Source organism: Pseudoalteromonas thalassia, assembly GCF_049257215.1.
GTDB lineage: Bacteria > Pseudomonadota > Gammaproteobacteria > Enterobacterales > Alteromonadaceae > Pseudoalteromonas > Pseudoalteromonas lipolytica_C.
This window is the reverse complement of record NZ_JBMMUE010000007.1, coordinates 124,071-144,887: the sequence shown is the minus strand read 5'-3', so window position 1 is coordinate 144,887 and position 20,817 is coordinate 124,071. Positions and strand designations below refer to the sequence as shown.

Annotated in this window: 20 protein-coding genes; 7 read left to right on the top strand and 13 right to left on the bottom strand. The window is 41.5% G+C overall.

Going from position 1 to position 20,817, the window contains the following annotated elements; translation table 11 throughout:
- Positions 1-32: 32 nt before the first annotated feature.
- Genes AAEU31_RS10525 through AAEU31_RS10515 form a run of 3 tightly spaced genes read left to right on the top strand, consistent with a single transcriptional unit; the run spans position 33 to position 3,739 of the window.
- Positions 33-1,361, top strand: coding sequence for a GH1 family beta-glucosidase (locus AAEU31_RS10525; RefSeq protein WP_421967183.1), 1,329 nt, complete (start codon positions 33-35; stop codon positions 1,359-1,361).
- 24 nt (positions 1,362-1,385) lie between these two features.
- Complete coding sequence (locus AAEU31_RS10520) at positions 1,386-2,717, top strand: glycoside-pentoside-hexuronide (GPH):cation symporter (protein WP_421967182.1); 1,332 nt, start codon at positions 1,386-1,388, stop codon at positions 2,715-2,717.
- A 23-nt stretch (positions 2,718-2,740) separates the two neighbouring features.
- Positions 2,741-3,739 (top strand): LacI family DNA-binding transcriptional regulator, encoded by a 999-nt coding sequence (locus tag AAEU31_RS10515; RefSeq protein ID WP_135923657.1) that lies wholly within the window; start codon positions 2,741-2,743, stop codon positions 3,737-3,739.
- Here the strand turns inward: AAEU31_RS10515 and AAEU31_RS10510 are convergent.
- From AAEU31_RS10510 to AAEU31_RS10490, 5 genes are read right to left on the bottom strand one after another with little or no spacing between them, the layout of a single operon-like run.
- Positions 3,726-5,693: a response regulator gene (locus AAEU31_RS10510; protein WP_421967181.1), complete on the bottom strand. Its 1,968-nt coding sequence runs from the start codon at positions 5,691-5,693 to the stop codon at positions 3,726-3,728. The genes AAEU31_RS10515 and AAEU31_RS10510 overlap by 14 nt on opposite strands.
- A gap of 10 nt (positions 5,694-5,703) precedes the next feature.
- A complete protein-coding gene (locus tag AAEU31_RS10505) occupies positions 5,704-6,165 on the bottom strand; it encodes a response regulator (RefSeq protein WP_135923655.1) in 462 nt (153 codons plus the stop codon).
- On the bottom strand, positions 6,165-7,649 hold the full coding sequence (locus tag AAEU31_RS10500; protein ID WP_421967180.1) for a sensor histidine kinase: 1,485 nt from the start codon (positions 7,647-7,649) through the stop codon (positions 6,165-6,167). The genes AAEU31_RS10505 and AAEU31_RS10500 overlap by 1 nt, the downstream gene beginning before the upstream one ends.
- Positions 7,650-7,659: 10 nt before the next feature.
- Entirely contained in the window at positions 7,660-7,869 is a 210-nt protein-coding gene (locus AAEU31_RS10495) for a histidine kinase (RefSeq protein ID WP_135923653.1), read from the bottom strand.
- 12 nt (positions 7,870-7,881) lie between these two features.
- Positions 7,882-9,222, bottom strand: coding sequence for a sigma-54-dependent transcriptional regulator (locus tag AAEU31_RS10490; protein ID WP_421967179.1), 1,341 nt, complete (start codon positions 9,220-9,222; stop codon positions 7,882-7,884).
- Between the two features lie 218 nt (positions 9,223-9,440).
- Between AAEU31_RS10490 and AAEU31_RS10485 the strand changes: the two genes are divergently transcribed.
- On the top strand, positions 9,441-9,953 hold the full coding sequence (locus tag AAEU31_RS10485; RefSeq protein WP_135923651.1) for an NUDIX hydrolase: 513 nt from the start codon (positions 9,441-9,443) through the stop codon (positions 9,951-9,953).
- Between the two features lie 60 nt (positions 9,954-10,013).
- Here AAEU31_RS10485 and AAEU31_RS10480 read toward each other — a convergent pair whose 3' ends face one another.
- From AAEU31_RS10480 to AAEU31_RS10470, 3 genes are read right to left on the bottom strand one after another with little or no spacing between them, the layout of a single operon-like run.
- Positions 10,014-10,508 (bottom strand): YgjV family protein, encoded by a 495-nt coding sequence (locus AAEU31_RS10480; protein WP_421967178.1) that lies wholly within the window; start codon positions 10,506-10,508, stop codon positions 10,014-10,016.
- A 49-nt stretch (positions 10,509-10,557) separates the two neighbouring features.
- Positions 10,558-11,124 (bottom strand): Crp/Fnr family transcriptional regulator, encoded by a 567-nt coding sequence (locus AAEU31_RS10475; RefSeq protein WP_135923649.1) that lies wholly within the window; start codon positions 11,122-11,124, stop codon positions 10,558-10,560.
- A complete protein-coding gene (locus AAEU31_RS10470) occupies positions 11,121-12,158 on the bottom strand; it encodes an NAD(P)H-dependent flavin oxidoreductase (RefSeq protein ID WP_421967177.1) in 1,038 nt (345 codons plus the stop codon). The genes AAEU31_RS10475 and AAEU31_RS10470 overlap by 4 nt, the downstream gene beginning before the upstream one ends.
- A 167-nt stretch (positions 12,159-12,325) precedes the next feature.
- On the opposite strand from AAEU31_RS10470, the gene AAEU31_RS10465 reads away from it, so the two are divergent.
- Complete coding sequence (locus tag AAEU31_RS10465) at positions 12,326-13,702, top strand: NAD-dependent succinate-semialdehyde dehydrogenase (protein WP_421967176.1); 1,377 nt, start codon at positions 12,326-12,328, stop codon at positions 13,700-13,702.
- Between the two features lie 46 nt (positions 13,703-13,748).
- Here the strand turns inward: AAEU31_RS10465 and AAEU31_RS10460 are convergent, their stop codons facing one another.
- From AAEU31_RS10460 to AAEU31_RS10450, 3 genes are all read right to left on the bottom strand, one after another.
- A complete protein-coding gene (locus AAEU31_RS10460) occupies positions 13,749-14,822 on the bottom strand; it encodes an endonuclease/exonuclease/phosphatase family protein (RefSeq protein ID WP_421967175.1) in 1,074 nt (357 codons plus the stop codon).
- A 17-nt stretch (positions 14,823-14,839) separates the two neighbouring features.
- A complete protein-coding gene (locus AAEU31_RS10455) occupies positions 14,840-15,154 on the bottom strand; it encodes a hypothetical protein (protein ID WP_421967174.1) in 315 nt (104 codons plus the stop codon).
- Positions 15,155-15,254: 100 nt separating this feature from the next.
- Positions 15,255-15,692: a hypothetical protein gene (locus AAEU31_RS10450; RefSeq protein ID WP_135923644.1), complete on the bottom strand. Its 438-nt coding sequence runs from the start codon at positions 15,690-15,692 to the stop codon at positions 15,255-15,257.
- Positions 15,693-16,038: 346 nt separating this feature from the next.
- Between AAEU31_RS10450 and AAEU31_RS10445 the strand changes: the two genes are divergently transcribed.
- Both AAEU31_RS10445 and AAEU31_RS10440 read left to right on the top strand, forming a co-directional pair.
- The gene (locus tag AAEU31_RS10445; protein WP_421967173.1) at positions 16,039-18,096 is read left to right on the top strand and encodes a TonB-dependent receptor; all 2,058 of its coding nucleotides are present in this window, start codon (positions 16,039-16,041) and stop codon (positions 18,094-18,096) included.
- A 96-nt stretch (positions 18,097-18,192) separates the two neighbouring features.
- Complete coding sequence (locus AAEU31_RS10440; protein WP_421967172.1) at positions 18,193-19,377, top strand: MFS transporter; 1,185 nt, start codon at positions 18,193-18,195, stop codon at positions 19,375-19,377.
- 14 nt (positions 19,378-19,391) lie between these two features.
- Here AAEU31_RS10440 and AAEU31_RS10435 read toward each other — a convergent pair whose 3' ends face one another.
- Positions 19,392-19,802: a GFA family protein gene (locus AAEU31_RS10435; RefSeq protein ID WP_135923641.1), complete on the bottom strand. Its 411-nt coding sequence runs from the start codon at positions 19,800-19,802 to the stop codon at positions 19,392-19,394.
- Between the two features lies 1 nt (position 19,803).
- Complete coding sequence (locus AAEU31_RS10430) at positions 19,804-20,817, bottom strand: fatty acid desaturase (protein ID WP_421967171.1); 1,014 nt, start codon at positions 20,815-20,817, stop codon at positions 19,804-19,806.

The window sequence follows — 20,817 nt, the reverse complement described above, 5'->3', positions numbered from 1 at the left end:
CTTACATTATCAATGCGAAGGATGACTCTTCAGTGTATAAATCTATTTCTCTTTTGCCTGATTCGTTTTTGCTTAAACCAGAATTCACTTTTGGTGTAGCGACAGCGTCATTTCAAATCGAAGGCGCCCGCGACACTCGACTTGATTGTATTTGGGACACATTTTGTGAAAAACCAGGGGCTATTGCAGATCAAAGTAATGGCGACAACGCTTGTGAACATATAGCTCACTGGCAAAAAGATGTCGAAATGATTGCCGATTTAGCCGTCGATGCTTACCGTTTATCAATTTCTTGGCCAAGAGTCATGAACCAAGATGGTACTGCAAACAAACAAGGTATGGCATTTTATCTTGAGCTGCTAACGGCTTTAAAAGCGCGCAACATCAAAACCTACGTCACTTTATATCACTGGGATTTACCTCAGTACCTTGAAGATCAAGGTGGTTGGTTAAACCGTGATACAGCTTACAAATTTAGAGAATATACTGAGCTAGTTACTGAGCATCTCGGTCATCTTGTAGATTCATTTGCAACCTTAAACGAGCCATTCTGTAGTGCTTATTTAGGTTACGAAGTAGGTGTGCATGCACCAGGTGTAAAATCACAACAGGCAGGCCGACAAGCAGCTCATCACCTATTACTTGCCCATGGCCTAGCTATGCAGGTTTTACGTGAAAACTGCCCAAATACAGAAGCCGGTATCGTACTAAACTTCAGCCCTACTTATCCGCTAACTGCTGCCGATAGCAAAGCCGCAGAGCTTGCTGATCAGTATCATAATCAATGGTATATAAAAGCCGTACTAGACGGGTGCTATCCTCCGCTATTTGATCAGTTAGCAGACGAAGTTAAACCTACAATACTTGCTGACGACATGACGATTATTAGCCAAGCTGTCGACTTTATTGGTGTTAATTATTATACCCGCATACACTACAAAAACACCCCAGATGGCTGGTTTGAAGAAGCAAGTTTAGCCAATGTACGTGTAACCGATATGGGCTGGGAGGTTTATCCGCAAGGCTTAACTGAACTGCTTGTATCACTGCACCAGCAATACGATTTGCCTAAAATGTACATAACTGAGAATGGGGCAGCTATGGCTGATACACTCAACAATGGTGAAGTGTATGATGTTGAGCGAGTCGATTATTATCACACTCATTTAAATGCAGTTTGTGCAGCAATTCGTCAAGGCGTTAATATTCAAGGTTACTTTGCTTGGAGCTTAATGGACAACTTTGAGTGGGCGTATGGCTACGAGAAACGCTTTGGGTTAGTGTATATTGACTATGATAGCCAGCAGCGTATTTTGAAAGAAAGCGCAAAACAATATCGTGAATTATTAAGACAACGATAAAAATAACAACACACGAGAGCACACATGCTGACAAAAAAAGAAAAGATAGCCTACGGATTAGGCGATACAGCAAGTAACATTATCTTTCAAACAGTGATGTTATTCTTAACGTTTTTCTATACAGATATTTTTGGTATATCGCCTGCTGTTGTCGGCACCTTATTTTTGGTGGTGAGAGTTGTCGATGCTATTACCGATCCATTAATGGGGGCTCTAACCGATTCGACCCGCACTAAGTGGGGAAGCTACCGCCCTTACTTGCTTTGGCTTGCCTTACCATTTGGGTTGATCAGTATGATCACCTTTACCACGCCTGACCTACCTGAATCAGGTAAAGTAGTTTATGCGTTTGTTACTTACACTTTGTTGATGCTGGTCTACACCGCTATTAATATTCCCTATTCAGCGTTAGGTGGCGTGTTAAGTAGCGATCCGAAAGAGCGAGTATCAATTCAATCATACCGTTTTGTCTTTGGTATGCTGGGTGGGTTAATTGTGAGTGCATGTACTTTGCCCCTAGTTAACTGGCTAGGCAAAGGTGATAACGCGACGGGCTATCAGCTAACAATGGCACTGATGAGCGGCTTAGGTGTGGTGCTATTTTTAATTTGTTTTCGCTACACTAAAGAACGAGTTACAGCACACAACAATGCGTCGCTTAGTTGGAAAAATCGTTTCAATACATTATGGCAAAATAGTCCTTTTAAAGTACTGTGTTTTGCCGCAGTAATGCTACTAACCAGTATGGTTTTGCGTACTACCTTAGCAATTTACTATGTTAAGTATGTACTTGGCGAGGCTGATTTGGTGACCTACTTTGTAACCATTGGCATGATAGGCAATATCCTTGGATGTGCATGTGCTAACCCTCTAAGCAAGCGAGTTGACAAGAAAACAGCATACATACGCTTACAATATATTTCTGCTGTTATCAGCTGTATTGCATTTTGGTTGCCTAGCGAGCAGATTGTGTTGGCATTTGTTATTTATTTCTTTTGGTGCTTTTTCACCCAAATGGCAACCCCGCTACTTTGGGCCAAAATGGCTGATACCATCGATTACGGGCAATGGAAAACTGGCGAGCGCTTAACAGGATTAGTGTATGCTAGTGTGGTGTTTTTCATTAAGTTAGGGTTGGCGCTAGGTGGAGCAATTGCGGGCTGGCTATTGGCTTTTTATGGCTATGAGGCTAACGCAGAGCTTAGCGAGACAACATTATCAGGTATTTTGATTTCATTTACCCTTTACCCAGCAATAGGTAGTATGCTTGTCGCATTTATCATGAAAATGTATATTCTTGATAATCAAACTGTTGAGCAGATTAGTGCAGACTTATCATCGCAACATAAACAATAACTTGGTTTTTTAAAAGGACAAACATGGCCACCATTTACGAGGTGTCGAAACTTGCAGGAGTCTCACTTGCTACAGTTTCAAGAGTAATGAATAACAATGCCAATGTCAGTGACGCTACTCGTAAAAAAGTGACAGCTGCAATGAGTGAGTTAGGCTATCGCCCCAACTCAATTGCACAGTCGTTGGCATCAAATTGCTCAAACAGTGTTGGCTTACTGGTCTCTGAATTACAAGGTCCATTTTATGGCCCAATGATGAGTGGTATTGAAAACATTTTTCGAAATCAAGGCAAACACCTCATTATTGCAGCTGGCCATAGTGATGAAGAACGCGAAAAACAAGGTATTGAGTTTTTAATAAGCCGCAATTGCGATGGGCTTATTTTACACGTAGAAGCTGTTAGTGATGAGTACCTTATTAAACTTAGTAAAGGCCGTATTCCATTTGTTCTGATCAACCGCTACATTAGTCAGCTAAGTGATCGTTGTATACTACTTAACAATATAAAAGGCGGTTACCTTGCTGCCAAATATGTATTAGAAAAAGGTCACAAGCAGATAGCATATATTAGTGGCCCATTATGGAAGCAAGACGCCAAAGACCGTTTAGAAGGTCACAAGCAAGCGCTTGCTGAGTTTGGTGTTCCTTTTGATGAAGAGTTGCTATATCAAGGTGACTTCATGGAATCGAGTGGCTTTGAAGGGCTTGCGGCATTACATCAACATGGCAAACCATTTAGTGCTTTAATTTGTGCCAACGATGAAATGGCTGTTGGCGCTATGGCGAGTGCAAGAAAATTAGGGCTTACACTCCCTAAACAGTTATCTATTATGGGATACGATAATGTGTTTTTTACTCGCCATGTTTACCCTCAACTGAGTACCATAAACTACCCGATTGAAGAAATGGGCAGAATGGCGGCTAACTGGATCCTGAATCAGGTTTATCAAAAACAAACCCCGTCATTACAGACTTTATTTGAACCAGAGCTTATAGTTAGGCACTCTATCAGTGCGCTATAAGCTCGCTGAGTATCCCTAAATTAATAGGTTTTAATAGCACTTGTTCAATATCAAGCTGTTTCATTTTTTCAGGATCAGGCTCAGCACCACTCACTACCACTAAAGCTAACCCCGCATACTCTTGGTTAATTTTAGCTGCCAAATCAAGACCTTCACCGTCAGGCAAGTGCATGTCTAACAGCACTTTATCAAAGCGTTGATCATCGTGAAGAATATCCATACAAGCAGCACAACTGTCGGCGATGACGGTTTCAACCCCCAAACTTTCAAGTAATAGCTGGGTTATTTGTGCGGCATCACCATCATCTTCAACCAATAAATAGCGTGTACTTTGCTGAGTCAATGCGAGGGAATCCTCCCGAGCAACAACAGGTTCTGTTTTACCTTGGCAAATATAATGATTAAGCACTTGATAAAGTAATCCAGTATCAACAGGTTTGGCTATCATGTCATTAAAACCAAGCGCACTAAGCTCACTTTTCACACCTTTCATTGTTGCGGCAGTAAGCGCGATGATAGGCCCCTGATAGTCCATTTTCCTAAGCTCAATGGTGGCTTCTTTGCCACCCATAACCGGCATATGTAAATCAATAAACACAATATCGAAAGGTTTGCCTGCTTGCTCTGCACTGGCCACTTTCTCGATAGCCTGCTTACCATTTTCAGCAAACTCTACATCTGCCCCAGTACTGGTGATCATGTGTCCAACGAGAACTCGTAGGTCTTTTAAATCATCAACAACCAACACTCTCCCTGAAGTTGAAAGTGTACTTAACTTTTGCTGACAATCAGGGCTTGAATCGAAACTCAAAACCTGTCGTTCAACCTCACGTATATTGCCAGGGTATATAGATAAGATAAATTCAGACCCTTCCCCTAAGGTTGATTCAAGCTCAATTGAGCCTTGCATACGAGCTAATAATTCGGCGCAAATCGCAAGACCAAGGCCTGCACCACCTACATCCCTCGACTCAACATCAGCAATCTGTTCAAAGGGTTTAAAAATCAGTGCCTGCTTTTCATGTGGAATACCAAGGCCTGTGTCCTTGATACTAAAAAACAGCATTTCTCGCTCATTGACCCAAGCAGTCCATGCGCGCACGACTATCTCACCTTGGTTGGTAAACTTAATCGCATTATTGATAATATTGATTAAAATTTGTCTTAGCCGTGTGGCATCTGTATTTATAATCAATGGCAAGGCTTGCTGTGACTCAAATTTGAGTTTTAAGCCTTTATCCAAGGCTGAGACGCGCATTAAGGTATACACATCAGCCATAAGGCTATCAAAATTAACATCACTGCAATTTAGTTCAAGTTTATCGGCAGCAATTTTAGATAAGTCGAGCACATCATTAAGTAAACTTAGCAAGTGTTTGCCATTTCGATAAATGACCCCAAGTTCATTATTTAAATGCCGATTCTTTTCGCTCTGCATTAGCAGCTCGGTGTAACCCAAAATGGATGAAAGCGGTGTACGTAACTCATGGCTCAAATGTGCCAAGAAGCGGTCTTTAGAACGATTTTCTGCTTCCGCTTTTAATCGTTCAACTCGCTCATCTTCAACATCTCGGCGAGCTAAGGCGTAACGAATAGCACGGGCAAAGCGGCTTGAATTCATCTCGCTTTTTACGAGGTAATCAACCGCACCAGCATCAAGTGCCGCAGAATCGAGGGCTTCATCTGATTGCCCCGTAAGCATGATAATCGGCCCACGAAAACCGTTTGCAACAGCCCGTTTGAGCACTTCTAAGCCATCAGAGGCACCTAAACGATAATCTAACAAACAAATATCATGCTTGTTTTCGCTCAGTACACTAATGGCTTGCTCGGGGCAGCTTAACCATTCTACATCAAAGGTATGGGAACCCAATTGCTCCAAGTAATCACAAGTGAGAATATAATCATCTTCATCGTCTTCAACCAAGAGTAAGCGGGTTACCTTATCTAACATGTATTATCCTTTAATCATTGAGTGGTGTTGGCAGCTCTACAAATTCAACCCAATACTTACCAAGCGTCTTCATCAGCTCAACTAATCCCTCAAAAGTGACTGGTTTTGTAATGTATGAAGCCGCCCCTAAATCGTAACCTTTAACCATATCTTCTTCTTGCTTTGATGTAGTTAAAATCACAACCGGAATGCCTTTTAAATTAGGGTTTGTCTTGATTGCTTGTAACGCCTCACGGCCATCCATTCGTGGCATATTTAAATCTAGTAAGATCAAGCCAGGCCTTGGTGAACTTTCTTTTTCGCTAAACTTACCTTTGCGTTCAAGGTACTCAAGTAGTTCCACGCCATCTTCAACAAAATATAACTCGTTTAAAACACGGCTTTCAGCTAGAGCATCTTGTGTTAATAAACGGTCATCTTCATCATCATCGGCCATTAAAATGGTAATTGGTTTAACTTTATTAAATGGCATTATGCCTCTCCTTGTAATGTGAAAAGGGATGTTTCCACAGGTAATTTAATAGTAAAGCTTGCACCTTCACCTACGCGACTACTCGCAAAAATTTCGCCACCGTGACGCTCTACAATTCGTCGACAAACCGATAGGCCAATGCCTGTGCCTTTATATTGTGAACGCCCGTGTAAACGCTGAAACGGAACAAATATTTTTTCTAGGTACTCTTCAGAAAAACCAATACCGTTATCCGAAATAGTAATGATCTCCCACTCGACCTCGCTATTATGAGCTTGGCTAAACTCTTGAGTTCGCTGGTAATTAATGTTTATGACTGGCGGCACATTCTCGCGTCTAAATTTAATGGCATTCGAAAGAATATTTAAAAATAGCTGCAACATTTGGCTCGGATCAGCCTGAATATGAGGAAGTGGCTCTAAATTAACAGTTGATTCTGACTCTTTAATAGCGATCTCAAGGTCATCTAATACCTCATTTACAACGTTATTTAAATCGGTATCTACAAAGTCTTTGCCACGCGTAGTAACTCGAGAAAACTCAAGTAAGTCATTAATAAGGTTAGACATACGCTGCGCCGCATTTTTCATACGGTTAATATAATCAATGCCTTTTTCGCCGAGATCATCCTTAAACATTTTTTCTAGACGGTCGCTAAATGCTTGAATTTTTCTCAGCGGCTCTTGTAAGTCGTGGCTTGCTACAAAGGCAAACTCTTCCAACTCTCTGTTAGAACGGCTTAATTCATCTGAATAAATGGTTAGCTCTTGAGTACGCTCTGCTACTTTTACAGCTAAATTTTCATTCTGTTCTTCTAGATCAGCTCTATATTTTGCTGCATTACGAGCGTTAATGCGTGTTAAAACAAACATACCGATCAGCAATAAGGTACTTGTAACAGCAGTAATTGCAAAAGTTAACTTTGCTTCGTTCTTAATTTCTAAAAGCTCAGAAAATAACTCTATTTTAAAATTAAGCTCCCGCATCTGGATTTCATCAACGGCTGTGCGTATCTCTTTGTATAAATCGCGTCCTTTATCTGTAAGTAACAATTGGCGGGCTTTTATATCTTTATCAGCCAATGCAAGATCTGTGGTTTTGGTCATCACAGCAACTTTATCATTGACTAAATAAATCATCCTTGCGATACGATCAGCTTGTCCCGGTATTTCCGAATGAAGACTTTTCACCAGCATTATTTGTGCTTGCATTGAGGCAATTGCATCATTGTATGGCATTAAGTAATCTTCACGATCAGTAAGCAAATAGCCACGCTGCCCTGACTCAGCTTGAACAACAGACAAGTGTAATCGTTCAATAGCTGTATTTAGAGAGTTGGTATTATCTAGACTGTTCTGGATCTCTGTTAGTGAGCGAATACTATTAATAGCTAATATAGCGTTTGCAACCACAATACACAGCACGACAGCGATAAAGCTCGCCCAGCTAATGGTGATTTTTCCCTTCTGTTTTTTTCTTTGCATTTGCTTTCCGTTACTCACTAGCGTGGGTATCACTAATTAATTGTAATTGCTCACTACACTGTTGGCAGTTAGCAATTATTTTATCAAGTGCATCAAGTGCTTTTTGCTTTGGCATATCATTTTCTAATACAAGCTTAACTAGCTCTGCATTCATTGAAATACGATTCAATGGTGCGCGTGCATCATGGACTAACTTACGTAAAGACTCGTCATTATTCATAGCTATCCTTTATTATTTGTATTCGCCAATGCCTCCGTAAGCATTTAAACGGTTGTAGAGTGTTTTTGTGCTGATCCCTAACATCTGGGCAGCAATTGTTTTATTTCCTTGTACTTTATCCAATGTCGCGTGGATCAGTTCTTTTTCCACCTCTTCAATGGTTTGTCCTGCCATTACTTGGTTGTTTTGTGTTTCTTTATTTACTTTCGAGAAAGGAGACTCTAATGACTCAGGTAAAACAATTGCCGTACCTTTAGGATCGCTCATAATAAAAGCGCGATGTATTGCATGGCGAAGCTCACGCACGTTACCAGGCCAATCATGAGCCTCAAGCTCTTTTAACTGGCTTGCTTGCCACTTAAAATCAGTGCCATTTTCTTCATTGAGTTGTTCTAAAAAGGCATTCGCAAGCAGTGGAATATCTTCTTTGCGCTCACGTAGCGGTGGAATATCAATGGGAAATACCGCTAAACGAAAGTAAATATCTTCACGAATAACATTGTTTTGCGCAAGATCTGTTAAAGTACGGTTGGTCGCAGAAATAACCCTACAATTCACCGCTTGTTCTTTTGTACCGCCCACTCGGGTTACTTTTTTGCTCTCAAGCACACGTAATAAGTTTGGCTGCATATCAATCGGCATTTCGGTGACTTCATCTAAAAACAACGTACCACCAGCAGCTTGTTCAAACACACCCTCTTTACGCGCAATCGCACCTGTAAACGCGCCTTTTTCATGACCGAAAAGTTCGCTACCAATCAGCTCTTTTGAAAATGCGCCGCAGTTGGTAGCCACGAGTGGACCATCGCACTCGGTTGCGTTATGAATAGCCTGCGCTACAACCTCTTTACCGGCACCACTTTCGCCCATTAACATCACATTGGCTGATGTTGCTGCCACACGCTCAATCATAGTATAAAGTTTTTTCATCACTTCTGACTCACCGATTAAGGTGCCAAAATGACGCTTAATTGAAGGAGCTGACTTTTTCTTATCAGACGCTTTTTTAGGGTTTAAAACACGCTCAATGTCTTCGCGTTGTAGCGGCTTTACCAAATGCCCCACATTAGCTTCACACATCTCGGCTAATTTACCTTTTACTGATGGGTGACCAGAAATAAGCGTAACTCGCGGAGATTGACCTATTTTTTTTAGGTATTCGAGTAAGTGTAAACCACTGCCGTCTGGTAACATAAAATCTAAAAAGACGTGGTCAAACGTATTATTTTCAAACCATTGCTCAGCTTCGGCAAGATTGGCAGCAGTATTAATGTTATGCCCAAGGAATTCAACGATGTGACAAACAACATCACTAAATTCACTGTCATCATCAACCAAAAGTACATTCAACATATTAATTCCCTAAGCTTTTTTCATCATTCTACGCAAAGTTTTTCTGAAAAGAAAATACTACACATAGAGTGCATATGCAGTTATTTATTCCGACATTTTACCCCAGTAAGTTCCACTTTGGGGTAAAAAAATAAATCTAATATCATTTACACGCTATAGTAACAACTCAAATATTAAATTAAGCTGTATTTGATTAAATACAAGAAGTTTTATGGCACATGAAGTTATTAAAAAAAGTACTCCACCCAAGTTTAAGTGAACAGTATGGTAGTGTGTTTATTCGCAACACAGCACGAGCCATTGTATTGAAAGGTGAACAAGTACTACTTTTATATACCGCCCGTTATGATGACTACAGCTTACCTGGCGGTGGTATCGATGACGGTGAATCTATCGAGCAAGGGTTACTCAGAGAGCTTCATGAGGAAACTGGCGCGCAACAAATAAAGATTAAACATCCCCTTGGTTTATATGAAGAGATCAGGCCTTGGTACAAAGACGATTTTGATTGTGTGCATATAAAATCTTACTGTTATTTTTGTGAAATAAGTGATGAATTTGCAGATCCAAAAATGGAACACTACGAAGTTCAAAACGGTATGCAACCCAAATGGGTAAACATATTTGATGCCATAGCACACAATGAAACAACTATGGCAATGAGTGATAAGCAGGGATTATCGATACAGCGCGAAACTTATTTGCTCAAGCTGATTGCCAACACGCTTTAAGCTTATTTTGCTATAAAAGCACGCTATATTTTACTATACCGTGCTAACACCTTTTAATACTTATACAGCCTTAGGTGAAGCGTAGTAGCGCCATATTCCTAATAAATTACTCAATAGAAATACCATTTCCATTACCACTGCGACTGGGGAAAACATGATCGCATTATGTGTTATCCAACACAGTGTACCAATAACCATCATAAGCCTTAATGATAGGTCTTTGCCTTGGAACGACGCGTAGGTTTGAATTAAAGTTGCAACTAAGGCAATAAAACTTACCCAGTTATACCAAGTTAGGCTCACAGCGGTAATACTTACCAACATAAAAGTAACCATCACCCAGGTTTTACGAGCAAAAATACAATATGCATAGCGCACTGCCGCTATTAGCATTAAGCTTGCGGCACTTAAATTTTCAAGTAGCAAAAAGTGAACTGATGTGAGTAATACCGAACTAAACAAACAGGCTAAAATAACGTGCCTTTGCCTAAATTGAAAAGATGCTAAATCGAGTAATGTAGCGATTGCAACTAAGCACTGGGATAAAATAAACATAACGACTCCTGAAAAACCAGCAGTGTAATGTTCACCGTTTTGCCACACCTTAACTTAAGTTAAGACGCCCTCTAATTCGTGATAAAGAAATAGCTGAGATCCCTAAATACATAGCAACCTCACTTAAACTCAATTGCGAAAGCCAATGCGGTTTATTATCCAGCAAATACTGATACCTTTGCTCTGGCGTATTAAGTAGTAAAAAGGCTTCTTTTGCCTCCTTAAATAATAACTGCTGAGTAATTAACCTATGTTTTAATTCTTGCCAATCAGGGCCATCAAGTAAAGCCAAAGGTACTTTAATAAGCTCAGCATCTCGTATCACTTTAAGCTGGTAAAACGCATTAGTTTTGGTCAACCAGTTGCCATAGAGCAGTGCAAACTCATCTTGAAAATAAAACTCTTTGCACTTTTCTGAGCCCTGCTCTGATGCATGTATTGCCGCAAGTACGCCAGAAACAATCAAATAACCCACATCTTGTTGATTGCCTTGTTGCAATAGAACATCACCTTTAGCATAACGCTTAATTATGCATTGCCCAGCAAGCTTATGACGAAACTCACTGGCAAGCTGATGATAACTATCACCTAGCGGAAGTAACTGGGTATCACTCAAGATTGCCAACCTTGCATTAGTAATTCAGTAATTTGCTTAGCGTTAATACCTTCTCTGGCAATAAAGCGCTCACCACACCAAAGCGGTGTAAAGCCACTGTCGCCATTTGCTTCCGCTTTTGAGCGCAATGCCGTCATCGCAATTGACGCATAAGGAAAAGGTGGCGCTTGCTCTGGCATCGCACCTAACTGTTGCATCACTCGATTACGTATTCCTCGCGCCGGACGACCAGAAAACAAAGTCGTCAATTCAGTTGAATCTGGCGAAACTGTTTTTAATGCTTCACGATGTAATGTGCTTGTCGTAGCTTCTTCACACAGTAAGTAAGCGCTCCCAACCTGCACCGCAGTAACACCTAATGCTTGGTACTGGGCTACATCTTCAGCTGTGCAAATTCCACCCGCAGCAATAACGGATATATCAAGCTCTACACACTCTCGCACTAATTGTACTGTGGTTGGTTGCAGCGATAAGTCCATTGATAAAAAATGGCCGCGGTGGCCGCCCGCCTCAATCCCTTGTGCAATAACTGCATCGGCACCGTTTGCTTGTAACCAATGTGCTTCATCAAGGGTTGTGGCGGATGAAAGAACGACCCCGCCCCACGCTTTAATTTGAGAAAGAATATCTTTACTTGGCAAACCAAAATGAAAGCTCACAACTGGCGGCTTATAAGGCGCAATTACATCAATAACCTGCTGATTAATAGGCTGGCGTGAAGCGTTACGGGTAAATTGTGAGGCATCAACAGCAAACTCCTCAAAATAAGGTGCAAGCACATTATGCCAAGCAGTCTGCTGCTCCAGTGTATACTCAGGTGTATGATGACAAAAGAAATTAAGATTATAGGGTTTGTCTGTATGCTGACTAATATAATCAAGCTCTGACTTTAATTGCTCAGTCGAAAGCATAGCGCAAGGTAACGAACCAAGCCCCCCAGCTTCACATACAGCCACTGTCAATTTGGCATTTTGCACACCCGCCATCGGCGCTTGAATAATTGCCAGCTCGGTATTTAACACAGAATTTATCATTACGTATTCCTTGTAAGTTTTGCAGCCTATTGCAGTTTTTACATATCAAAGCAAATAAAACACTAAAGAAAAAACAACTAAAACTTTAAAAAAAACAATAAGATAAAAACAAATGCAAGTCGGTATTACCTTTGCAGGTTACACATTACATTTTAAAGGAGGTAATAATGACTGATACTGTAACTACAATCAATCCAACCAACGAACAACCCCTAGAAACCTATAGTTTAATGTCATTGCAAGAAGCCAATGCAGAAGTCGACAAGTGTCATCAGGCATTTTTATCATGGCGTGATACCACTCTCGAACAACGTGCAACACTCCTCAATCAACTTGCTGAGGTTATTGAGTCTAATAAACAAGAATTAGCTCAATTGATGACCGATGAAATGGGCAAGTTATATCAACAAGGCCTTCAAGAAGTTGAGCTGTGTGCTGCAATTTGTCGCTACACTGCTGAACAAGGACCTACAGTTCTTGCTGATGAAAGCCGCGATATGCAAAATGGCCGTGCAATTATCAGCTATCAGCCAATTGGTGTTATTTTAGGTATTCAACCTTGGAATTTCCCACTTTACCAAGTCATTCGCTATGCTTGCGCTAACATTATGGCGGGCAATACCACGGTTCTTAAACACGCAGGTAATGTATTTGGCATGGCCGAAAAGATTGAGCAACTGTTTTCGCAAGCAGGTTTTCCAGACTATTGCTTTAAGAACCTACTTATCGGTGGCAGTACAGCAAGTGAATTGATTGAGCATAAAGCTATTCGCGGTGTCACATTTACTGGCAGTGACGAAACCGGTAAAAAGGTCGCTGAGCGTGCGGGTAAACAGGTCAAGAAAACCGTATTGGAACTTGGCAGTAATGATGCCTACGTCGTGCTTGATGATGCAGACTTAAACACAGCGATCACGGCATGTACTCAAGGACGTTTAATTAATAACGGCCAAACCTGTGTTGCCGCAAAACGCTTTATTGTGGTTGATGCCTTATACAATGATTTTAAAGCTTTAATTAAAGAGCAATTTGAGCAAGTCGTTCTTGGCGATCCGAATGATGAAAAAACCACGCTTGGTCCAATGGCTCGTAAAGATCTACGCGATAAACTACATCAACAAGTAACTGAGTCGTTAGAAGCCGGCGCAAAAGTGCTTACTGGTGGCTATATTCCAGAACACTCGGGGTGCTATTACAGCCCAACGCTACTTGAGAATATCAAACCGGGCATGCCCGCCTATGATGATGAATTATTTGGCCCTGTAGCATCGCTTATCAGAGCAAAAGATAATGATGAGGCAATGCAAATTGCTAATGACTCGCGCTATGGTCTTGGCGGCGGTATTTTCTCAAAAGACGAGCAAGCTGCCATTGAGCTTGCAAAGCACCACTTCGATACCGGTATGGTAAATATCAACGGCTATGGGCTAGCCCAGCCAAACCTGCCATTTGGTGGTGTAAAAGACAGTGGCTATGGCCGTGAACATGGCGGCTTTGGGCTACGAGAATTTGTTAATATCAAAACCATTATGGTCAACGACTAAACACAAAAAAGGGCTCTACGGAGCCCTTTTAAATACCTAATCATTATCATTCTTCAAACATTGGCACCTGCTGCTTTGACACTGTTGGCATTTTTAACTCATCCACCGCTTTTTCTTTATCTATTTGCTCTTGCTGTTTTTGATTGTCAGAATCTGGGTTATAAACAAGCTCAGTAAGAAGCGCAAAATGATCAGAACCATATTTTGCCAACCGCTCAATGCGTTTCACACTAAACTCATTACTATGAAAAAGGTGATCTAGTGGCCAGCGCATAAAGAAATAACTGGCATGAAAGGTATTAAAAAAACCGCGGCCCTTACGTGGGTCTAACAAACCACTGATACGCATAAACAAGCGGGTACTACGCGACCAAGCAACATCATTCAGATCACCGGCAACGATACAAGGTCGCTGCCTGTTTTTAAGTGCTTTCGCTAAAATAATCAGCTCAGTATCACGGGGTCGTGAACTGTCTTCTTCTGTGGGACTCGGAGGAGCAGGATGAATAAAGTGCCCTTGTACTTCTACGCCATCTGCATCTTCAAACAAAATATGAATTGAGGGGATATCGCTTTCGATAAGCTCACAAACTTGCTGTTGTTTGATTTTAAACTTGCTGTACAAGTGCATGCCATAGCGATTATCTTTTGGGCAGTACACTCGATATGGGTACTCTTGTTCTAAACTGCTCAGTTTATTTTGCCAAGTTTGATCAGACTCTAAGGTTATGAATAGGTCTGGTTGGTGCGTTTTAACTAAACCTATGAGTTTGTCATATTCAGTGTTCGACATCAGTACATTTGCCGACATAATACGAATACTGTGCTTATCATCTTTATTGCTTGAGGCAACTTCTTTATTAGCCAACCTTGTGTAAGGGTAAATCCAACCAACTTGCAGTAGCAGAACTAGGATACTAGCCAGAGCACAACCAATAAAAAGCAATGACTCCGTTCGACTGATTAAATAACATGATGCAACTAAACACATTCCTGCAAGGTAAACCACTTGCAAACGTACAAAGTCACAACTACGAATTAAATAATGTTGGGAGTATGAAAATGGCAGGATTGAGACCACCAGCAGCAGAGCTAGCAGTATACTCAATCCATAAGTCATACAGCTTTGTAGCAAAACTAGCGACTCAATATTGATACAATTTCGCGAGTGTCTTCAACTAAACGAACAACAGTATTGTCTACCTCAATAGAAATTAATCCATCGCGATCACGCGAGTTAATTATTTTACCGCGGCGGTAAATATCACGATCGAGAATGTCGCCCTTACGAAGTTTTTTCTGCCAACCTGGTGGTAAATCACCACCGTTATCTAGCTTTTTCTTTAGACCCGGTGGAAGACTCTTTCCTTTGTCTTTGTCCTTATCTTTTGCCAATACACCTGTTGTGGCTAGACTTAATCCCAACACAGCAACCGTTAATAATGCTTTCATGCAAATACTCCTTTTTTATATACACTTTTAAGCGTAGCAAGTTTTCCTGAACAAGGTATGAAATAACCAAAAAAAGCCGCATTAGCGGCTTCTTACAGGATTAACGATGACGAGTAACGATTGATAATATCTCTCGCGTATCATGTACTAAATGAATCAGGCGGTCATCGATTTCGATGGCAATAATGCCATTTCGATCACGGCGCTTAATTACACGCCCATGTCGATAAATATCACGGTCCAGGATGTCACCGTGGTGAAGACGTTTATACCAACCTGGTGGTAAACCACCACCATGTCCTACTTTTTTGTATAAACCGGGTGGTAAATCACGGTAGCTATAACGGTCATACCTATCGTGGCGATCATATCTGTCATGATGATGGTGATGCTTGTGATGCTTCTTATGTTTATGATGCTTTTTACGCTCATGTTTGCGCTCATATCTATCATGGTCACGGTCATGTTTTGCGTATGCTTCCATCGGAATAAAGCTTAGACCCAAAACAGCAACAGAGATAGTTAGTAATTTATTCATAATTGAGACTCTCAACTTTGCTCATGTTGAAAGCCTAACGTTTGTGGCTGAATCATAGATGAAGGGTTACAATTTAAAAACGCAACTGTTTACATATCAACACATTAGAAAGCCAATCTTTACATTTCTTTAAACTTCTTTGGTCATCATAGCCAATTTTATGACTCGATTTTGACTTTTTACAACGCTAATTACCGAAAATAGGGCAGTACTTTTCATGCTGATTTAAAGTGCGAATTTTTAGCGTCATAAACACAACGTAAAAAGTTATTAATCGCGAAAGCTTTTACCCATCCTAAAAAGCAGTTACCCTTTTATTTTTGTTGTACCTAACCAAAGGCTTTTCATGAAGTTGTCGATACTCTCAGTGCTTGTGAGCACCTCATTAATTAATCAGCAAGCGATTGCAAATAATGAGCTAGAACATATTACAACAACCGCCTCGCGCAGCGAGGTATTGGCAGATCCACTGCCTGTTGTGGTTAGTAGTATTTCACAAAAGCAACTGGCGCTTATCGCTCCAACCCATATTGAACAAGCCCTAAAGCAAGTGGCCGGTGCTAACCTTCAACATGGTAACGGCCAAGAGTATTTACCCGCTTTACGTTCGCCTGTGCTATCAGGTGCCGGTGCTTGCGGTGGTTTACTTACTGCTGAAGATGGTATTCCACTTCGCGCAGCTGGCTTTTGCAACATCAATGAATTATTCGAAGCCCATACTGAAATGGCTGAACGTATCGAAGTACTGAAAGGCCCCGGCTCTGCTCTTTATGGTTCAAACGCAGTGCATGGTGTGGTCAACGTGATCACCCCAGATACAACCTATGACCACAACCAACTTGGTTTTGATTACGGTTCGTTTGGCTATACCCGCTATAAACTAGGTACGGGTCGTGACTTCGGTCAGCAAGGCTTAGGCATTAATGCCACGATCACCCGAGATACGGGTTATCGCGATGACGAAAGTGTTGATCAAGAAAAGCTCTCGCTACGTCACCGTTTTGATGGCGAAAAACTAAGTGTAAGTACAGGCCTTACTTATACCCATTTAGATCAGCAAACTGCTGGCTACATCGAGGGCTTTGAAAGCTATAAGGATGAGCAAATAGCACAATCTAACTTTGACCCTGATGCATTTCGTAAGGCCCGCTCTTTGCGTGTTTGGTCAAAGCTAAATTGGACACAAAATGAAACTAACAGCTTTACCCTAACGCCTTATATTCGCGACCAAAGCATGACCTTCTTTAAGCATTTTTTACCGGGTACTCCCCTTGAAGAAAATGCTCAGCAAGGTATTGGCCTACAATCTAGCTGGCAGCATAAGTTGACCGGTTCTAGCCTATTAACTGTTGGTTTTGATGGTGAGCTTACTGATGCTGATTTTTTACAATATCAAGACGTCCCCACTCAAGGCTCAGCGTTTTTAGTCGCCACCGTGCCACAAGGCAAACATTATGACTATCAAGTAACAAGTACCCTATTGGCACCATTTGTTAACCTTGATTGGCAACTTGATGAGTTACTCATCAGTCTTGGTGGTCGCTACGAGAGTATGCGTTATGACTACGACAACCAAATGTTGGCTGGTCGCACAAAAGACGATGGCACAGCATGCGCAATGGGTGGGTGTCGCTATTCTCGACCAGAAAGCGGCGTAAATCGCTTTACTAACTTCTCGCCTAAGCTTGGTTTAAGCTATCAATATGCTGATAATCAGTTTATCTATGCCAATGCTTCAGAAGGTTATCGAGCACCGCAAGCGGCAGAGCTTTATCAGTTACAGCGCGAACAGAATGTCGCAGATCTTAAATCCGAAATAGCTAAAAACCTCGAACTCGGTTTAAAAGGTCAACAAGCACAGCTGCATTATGTAGTTAGCATTTATGCAATGAATAAAGAGAATACTATTTTCCGCGACAGTGACTTTTATTACGTCAATGATGGTCAAACCCAGCATCGCGGTGTTGAGCTTGAGCTGGCCTATGCCATTACACCAAGTTTATCGATGCAGTTAGCAGCGAGCCACGCCAAACACACTTACAGTTATGATCAATTACTTGGCGGGGTTAATATTAATGGCAATCTCATCGATACTGCACCACGTAACATCGCAAACTTACAGCTACTTTGGCAAGCAAACGACATAACGCGTGTTGGACTTGAGCTACATACCACCAGCAGTTATTTCACTGATCCTGAAAACCTGCATAGTTACGAAGGCCACTCGTTAGTTAATTTAAGAGCGGCGTGGCAGCTAACAGCTAACTTTACGGTTACTGCACGAGTGAACAATTTAACCGACGAGCGTTATGCTGAGCGTGCTGACTACACCACATTTAGTGGCGACCGCTACTTTCCGGGTAGACCACGCAATGCCATGTTATCAGTAAGTTATCAGTTTTAAGTAACCGCATTTTTTGGTGAGCTATCTCATAGTTCACCCACGCTGTTTAGTGTTTTGGTATGATAAATGTACCTCTTGCTATGATTTCTAAACAGCGTGACATCATCTCAAAACTTATTTCGTAACCTTGTTTTAGTGCTGGGCATTTTTCTTATTGCAGCCAGTTTAAGAGCGCCGATCACTGGCATTGCACCAGTACTTGAACAGATCATTGAACAATTCAAGTTAAATGCATCGCAAGCCGGTATGTTGACGACTCTACCTTTAATCGCGTTTGCTATTGCCTCGCCTATGGCGGCAAGTCTCGCTAAAAAGTGCGGCCTTGAAGTATCGCTATTTATTGCTCTTGTACTAATAGGCATAGGGGTTGTATCTCGTGTTATTGATTCTGCCACTGTGCTATTTATTGGCACCGCGGTGATTGGCGTAGGTATCGCGATTGGTAATGTGCTATTGCCAAGCCTGATAAAAAGAGACTTTCCACATAAAGTGGCAGTGATGACATCTAGTTATGTTTTGGCAATGGGCATATTTGGTGGCAGCTATTCAGCACTCATCATTCCGCTGGCAGAATATAAAGAACTTGGCTGGCAATTGGCAATCGCAAGTTATGGCTTATTGGTTGTACTGGCAATAGTGGTGTGGTTACCGCAACTTAAGCAACATACCATGCCAAAACAGTCTCATGTACCTGGTAGCACACAAAGCAAAATTTGGCACTCAGCACTTGCTTGGCAAATCACTTTGCTGCTCGGTTTTAACTCATTTTTCACTTATATCATGCTAGGTTGGCTACCCAGTATACTTATAGAAGGTGGCCACAGTGCGCAGCATGCAGGCGCTTTGCAAGGCGCCTTTCAAGTTGCCTCGGCACTGCCGGGTATTGTGCTTATTCCACTACTTGCCAAATTAAAAGATCAACGCATCTTAACCCTAAGCCTGGCGTTACTTGGTGCGCTTTGTTCAGTCGGGTTATTAGTTGCACCTAGTTTTGCGACACTCTGGTCGATCACGCTAGGTTTTTGCTCAGGTGCGTGTTTTATCTTAGGCTTATCATTTGTAAGTTTGCGAACTCATGACTCAATGCAAGCCGCGGCATTATCAGGTATGGCACAATGCATCGGGTATTTACTAGCTGCAACAGGCCCTATTATTGCGGGGTCCTTACATAGCTATTTTAATAACTGGGCAGGAGCACTTTGGCTGTGTATTGCATCAAGCCTACTGTGTGCATTGTTTGGTTACTTAAGTGGCCGAAATGTCACTATCGAGCAACAATAAAAATGAAACCGCACCTATTTAGGTGCGGTTTCAAAGGCACTCATATCACTTAGGTTATCGAGCCAAGGTTTATGTGAACGATACCAAATATGGGCTTTAGGGATAAGCTCATCAGCTTGCTCTACAGCGCCAATTCGTAAGCCATAAATACGCTCACCAGCCCCTACAGAAGTAGCATACAAGGCTGTACCACAGTTACCACAAAATCCTTGCGCACGTTGATTACCACTTTCAGCGATTTTTATATATTCTTTTGGTGGAGCACCTGTGAAGGTAACCCCATCTGGCACAGACACCACAACCGTGCGAAAAGGCCCACCCGAGATAATTTGGCAGTCAGTGCAGTGACAGTTAATCACTTTATTTTCATCAACTTCTGCGTGGTAAGTTACCTCACCACAATGACAACGACCGGTAACCTTCATATTAAACTCCTTGTTGAGATGGCTGCTCTTTTACTGAGTAGTGATTGGCATGTTTTAAGCTTTGTAAGTCATTAAAACGTACCCCATGCTGGGCCATAATAGGATGTATTTTTTTGCTGATCAATTGTCTAATGTAAAAGGGCTGATTCGGCACAAAATGATGGATTGTATGCGTGCGGCCAAAATCAAAACAAAATAACTGAAACGGTAAAAACCAGCGACTGGTGATCACATGTGTTTGCTCAAGCAAGTTATTTACACCGCCATAATAATGCATGGAAGATGTCACTAAGTTAAGAGAGCTCGAACGAATCATATTAGGCACAATAAGTACCACCATTAAAAACTCTGCCATCGCCAGTAATTCAGCTCCCCATGTTGGCAATGTAAATGGCTGTACAAACTGCACAGCGTAATAAGCAATTACCCCATAAAGAATCGCAAAGTACGCGGTTGTAATCGGAAAGCCTGCATTAAACACGCGTAAAAACTTAAAACCACTAATTTCTTTACTAAATCGCTTGGTATTGATTAATAAACCTAGCAGGCCATCGGTAATGACTAAGGCTCTTAAAAATGGCGATTTAATGCCATTGCCCACTAAGCGCTCTTCTAAATCTTGTGAGGTGCCGGATACTTTATGGTGATGTAAATGAATTTTTCTGCGATACCAAGGGTTAACCGTATTGGGTCGCATTAGCCACACGGTTAACATCATTAGGTTATGAATATAAGGGCGATTACTAAAGTACTGCTTGTGGATCAGGTCATGCTCAAGCTCATGCGATATCGAGGTAATAAAAGCAGCCAGAATGATACACAGCCATGCAGGTATAATAGCTAGGTAATAAAGTGCCGCAACGCCAATCAGTGCGCTTAACGACATTAGTAAAATAGCCATCGCAATGGTGTTTTGCTGGTTGAGTATAGGGAAACGTGTTCTAAGCGACTGCTCTTCGACCTTAATGGCAGTAACAATCGCCTTTATGTTTTGCTTTGCGGTTAATTTTGACAT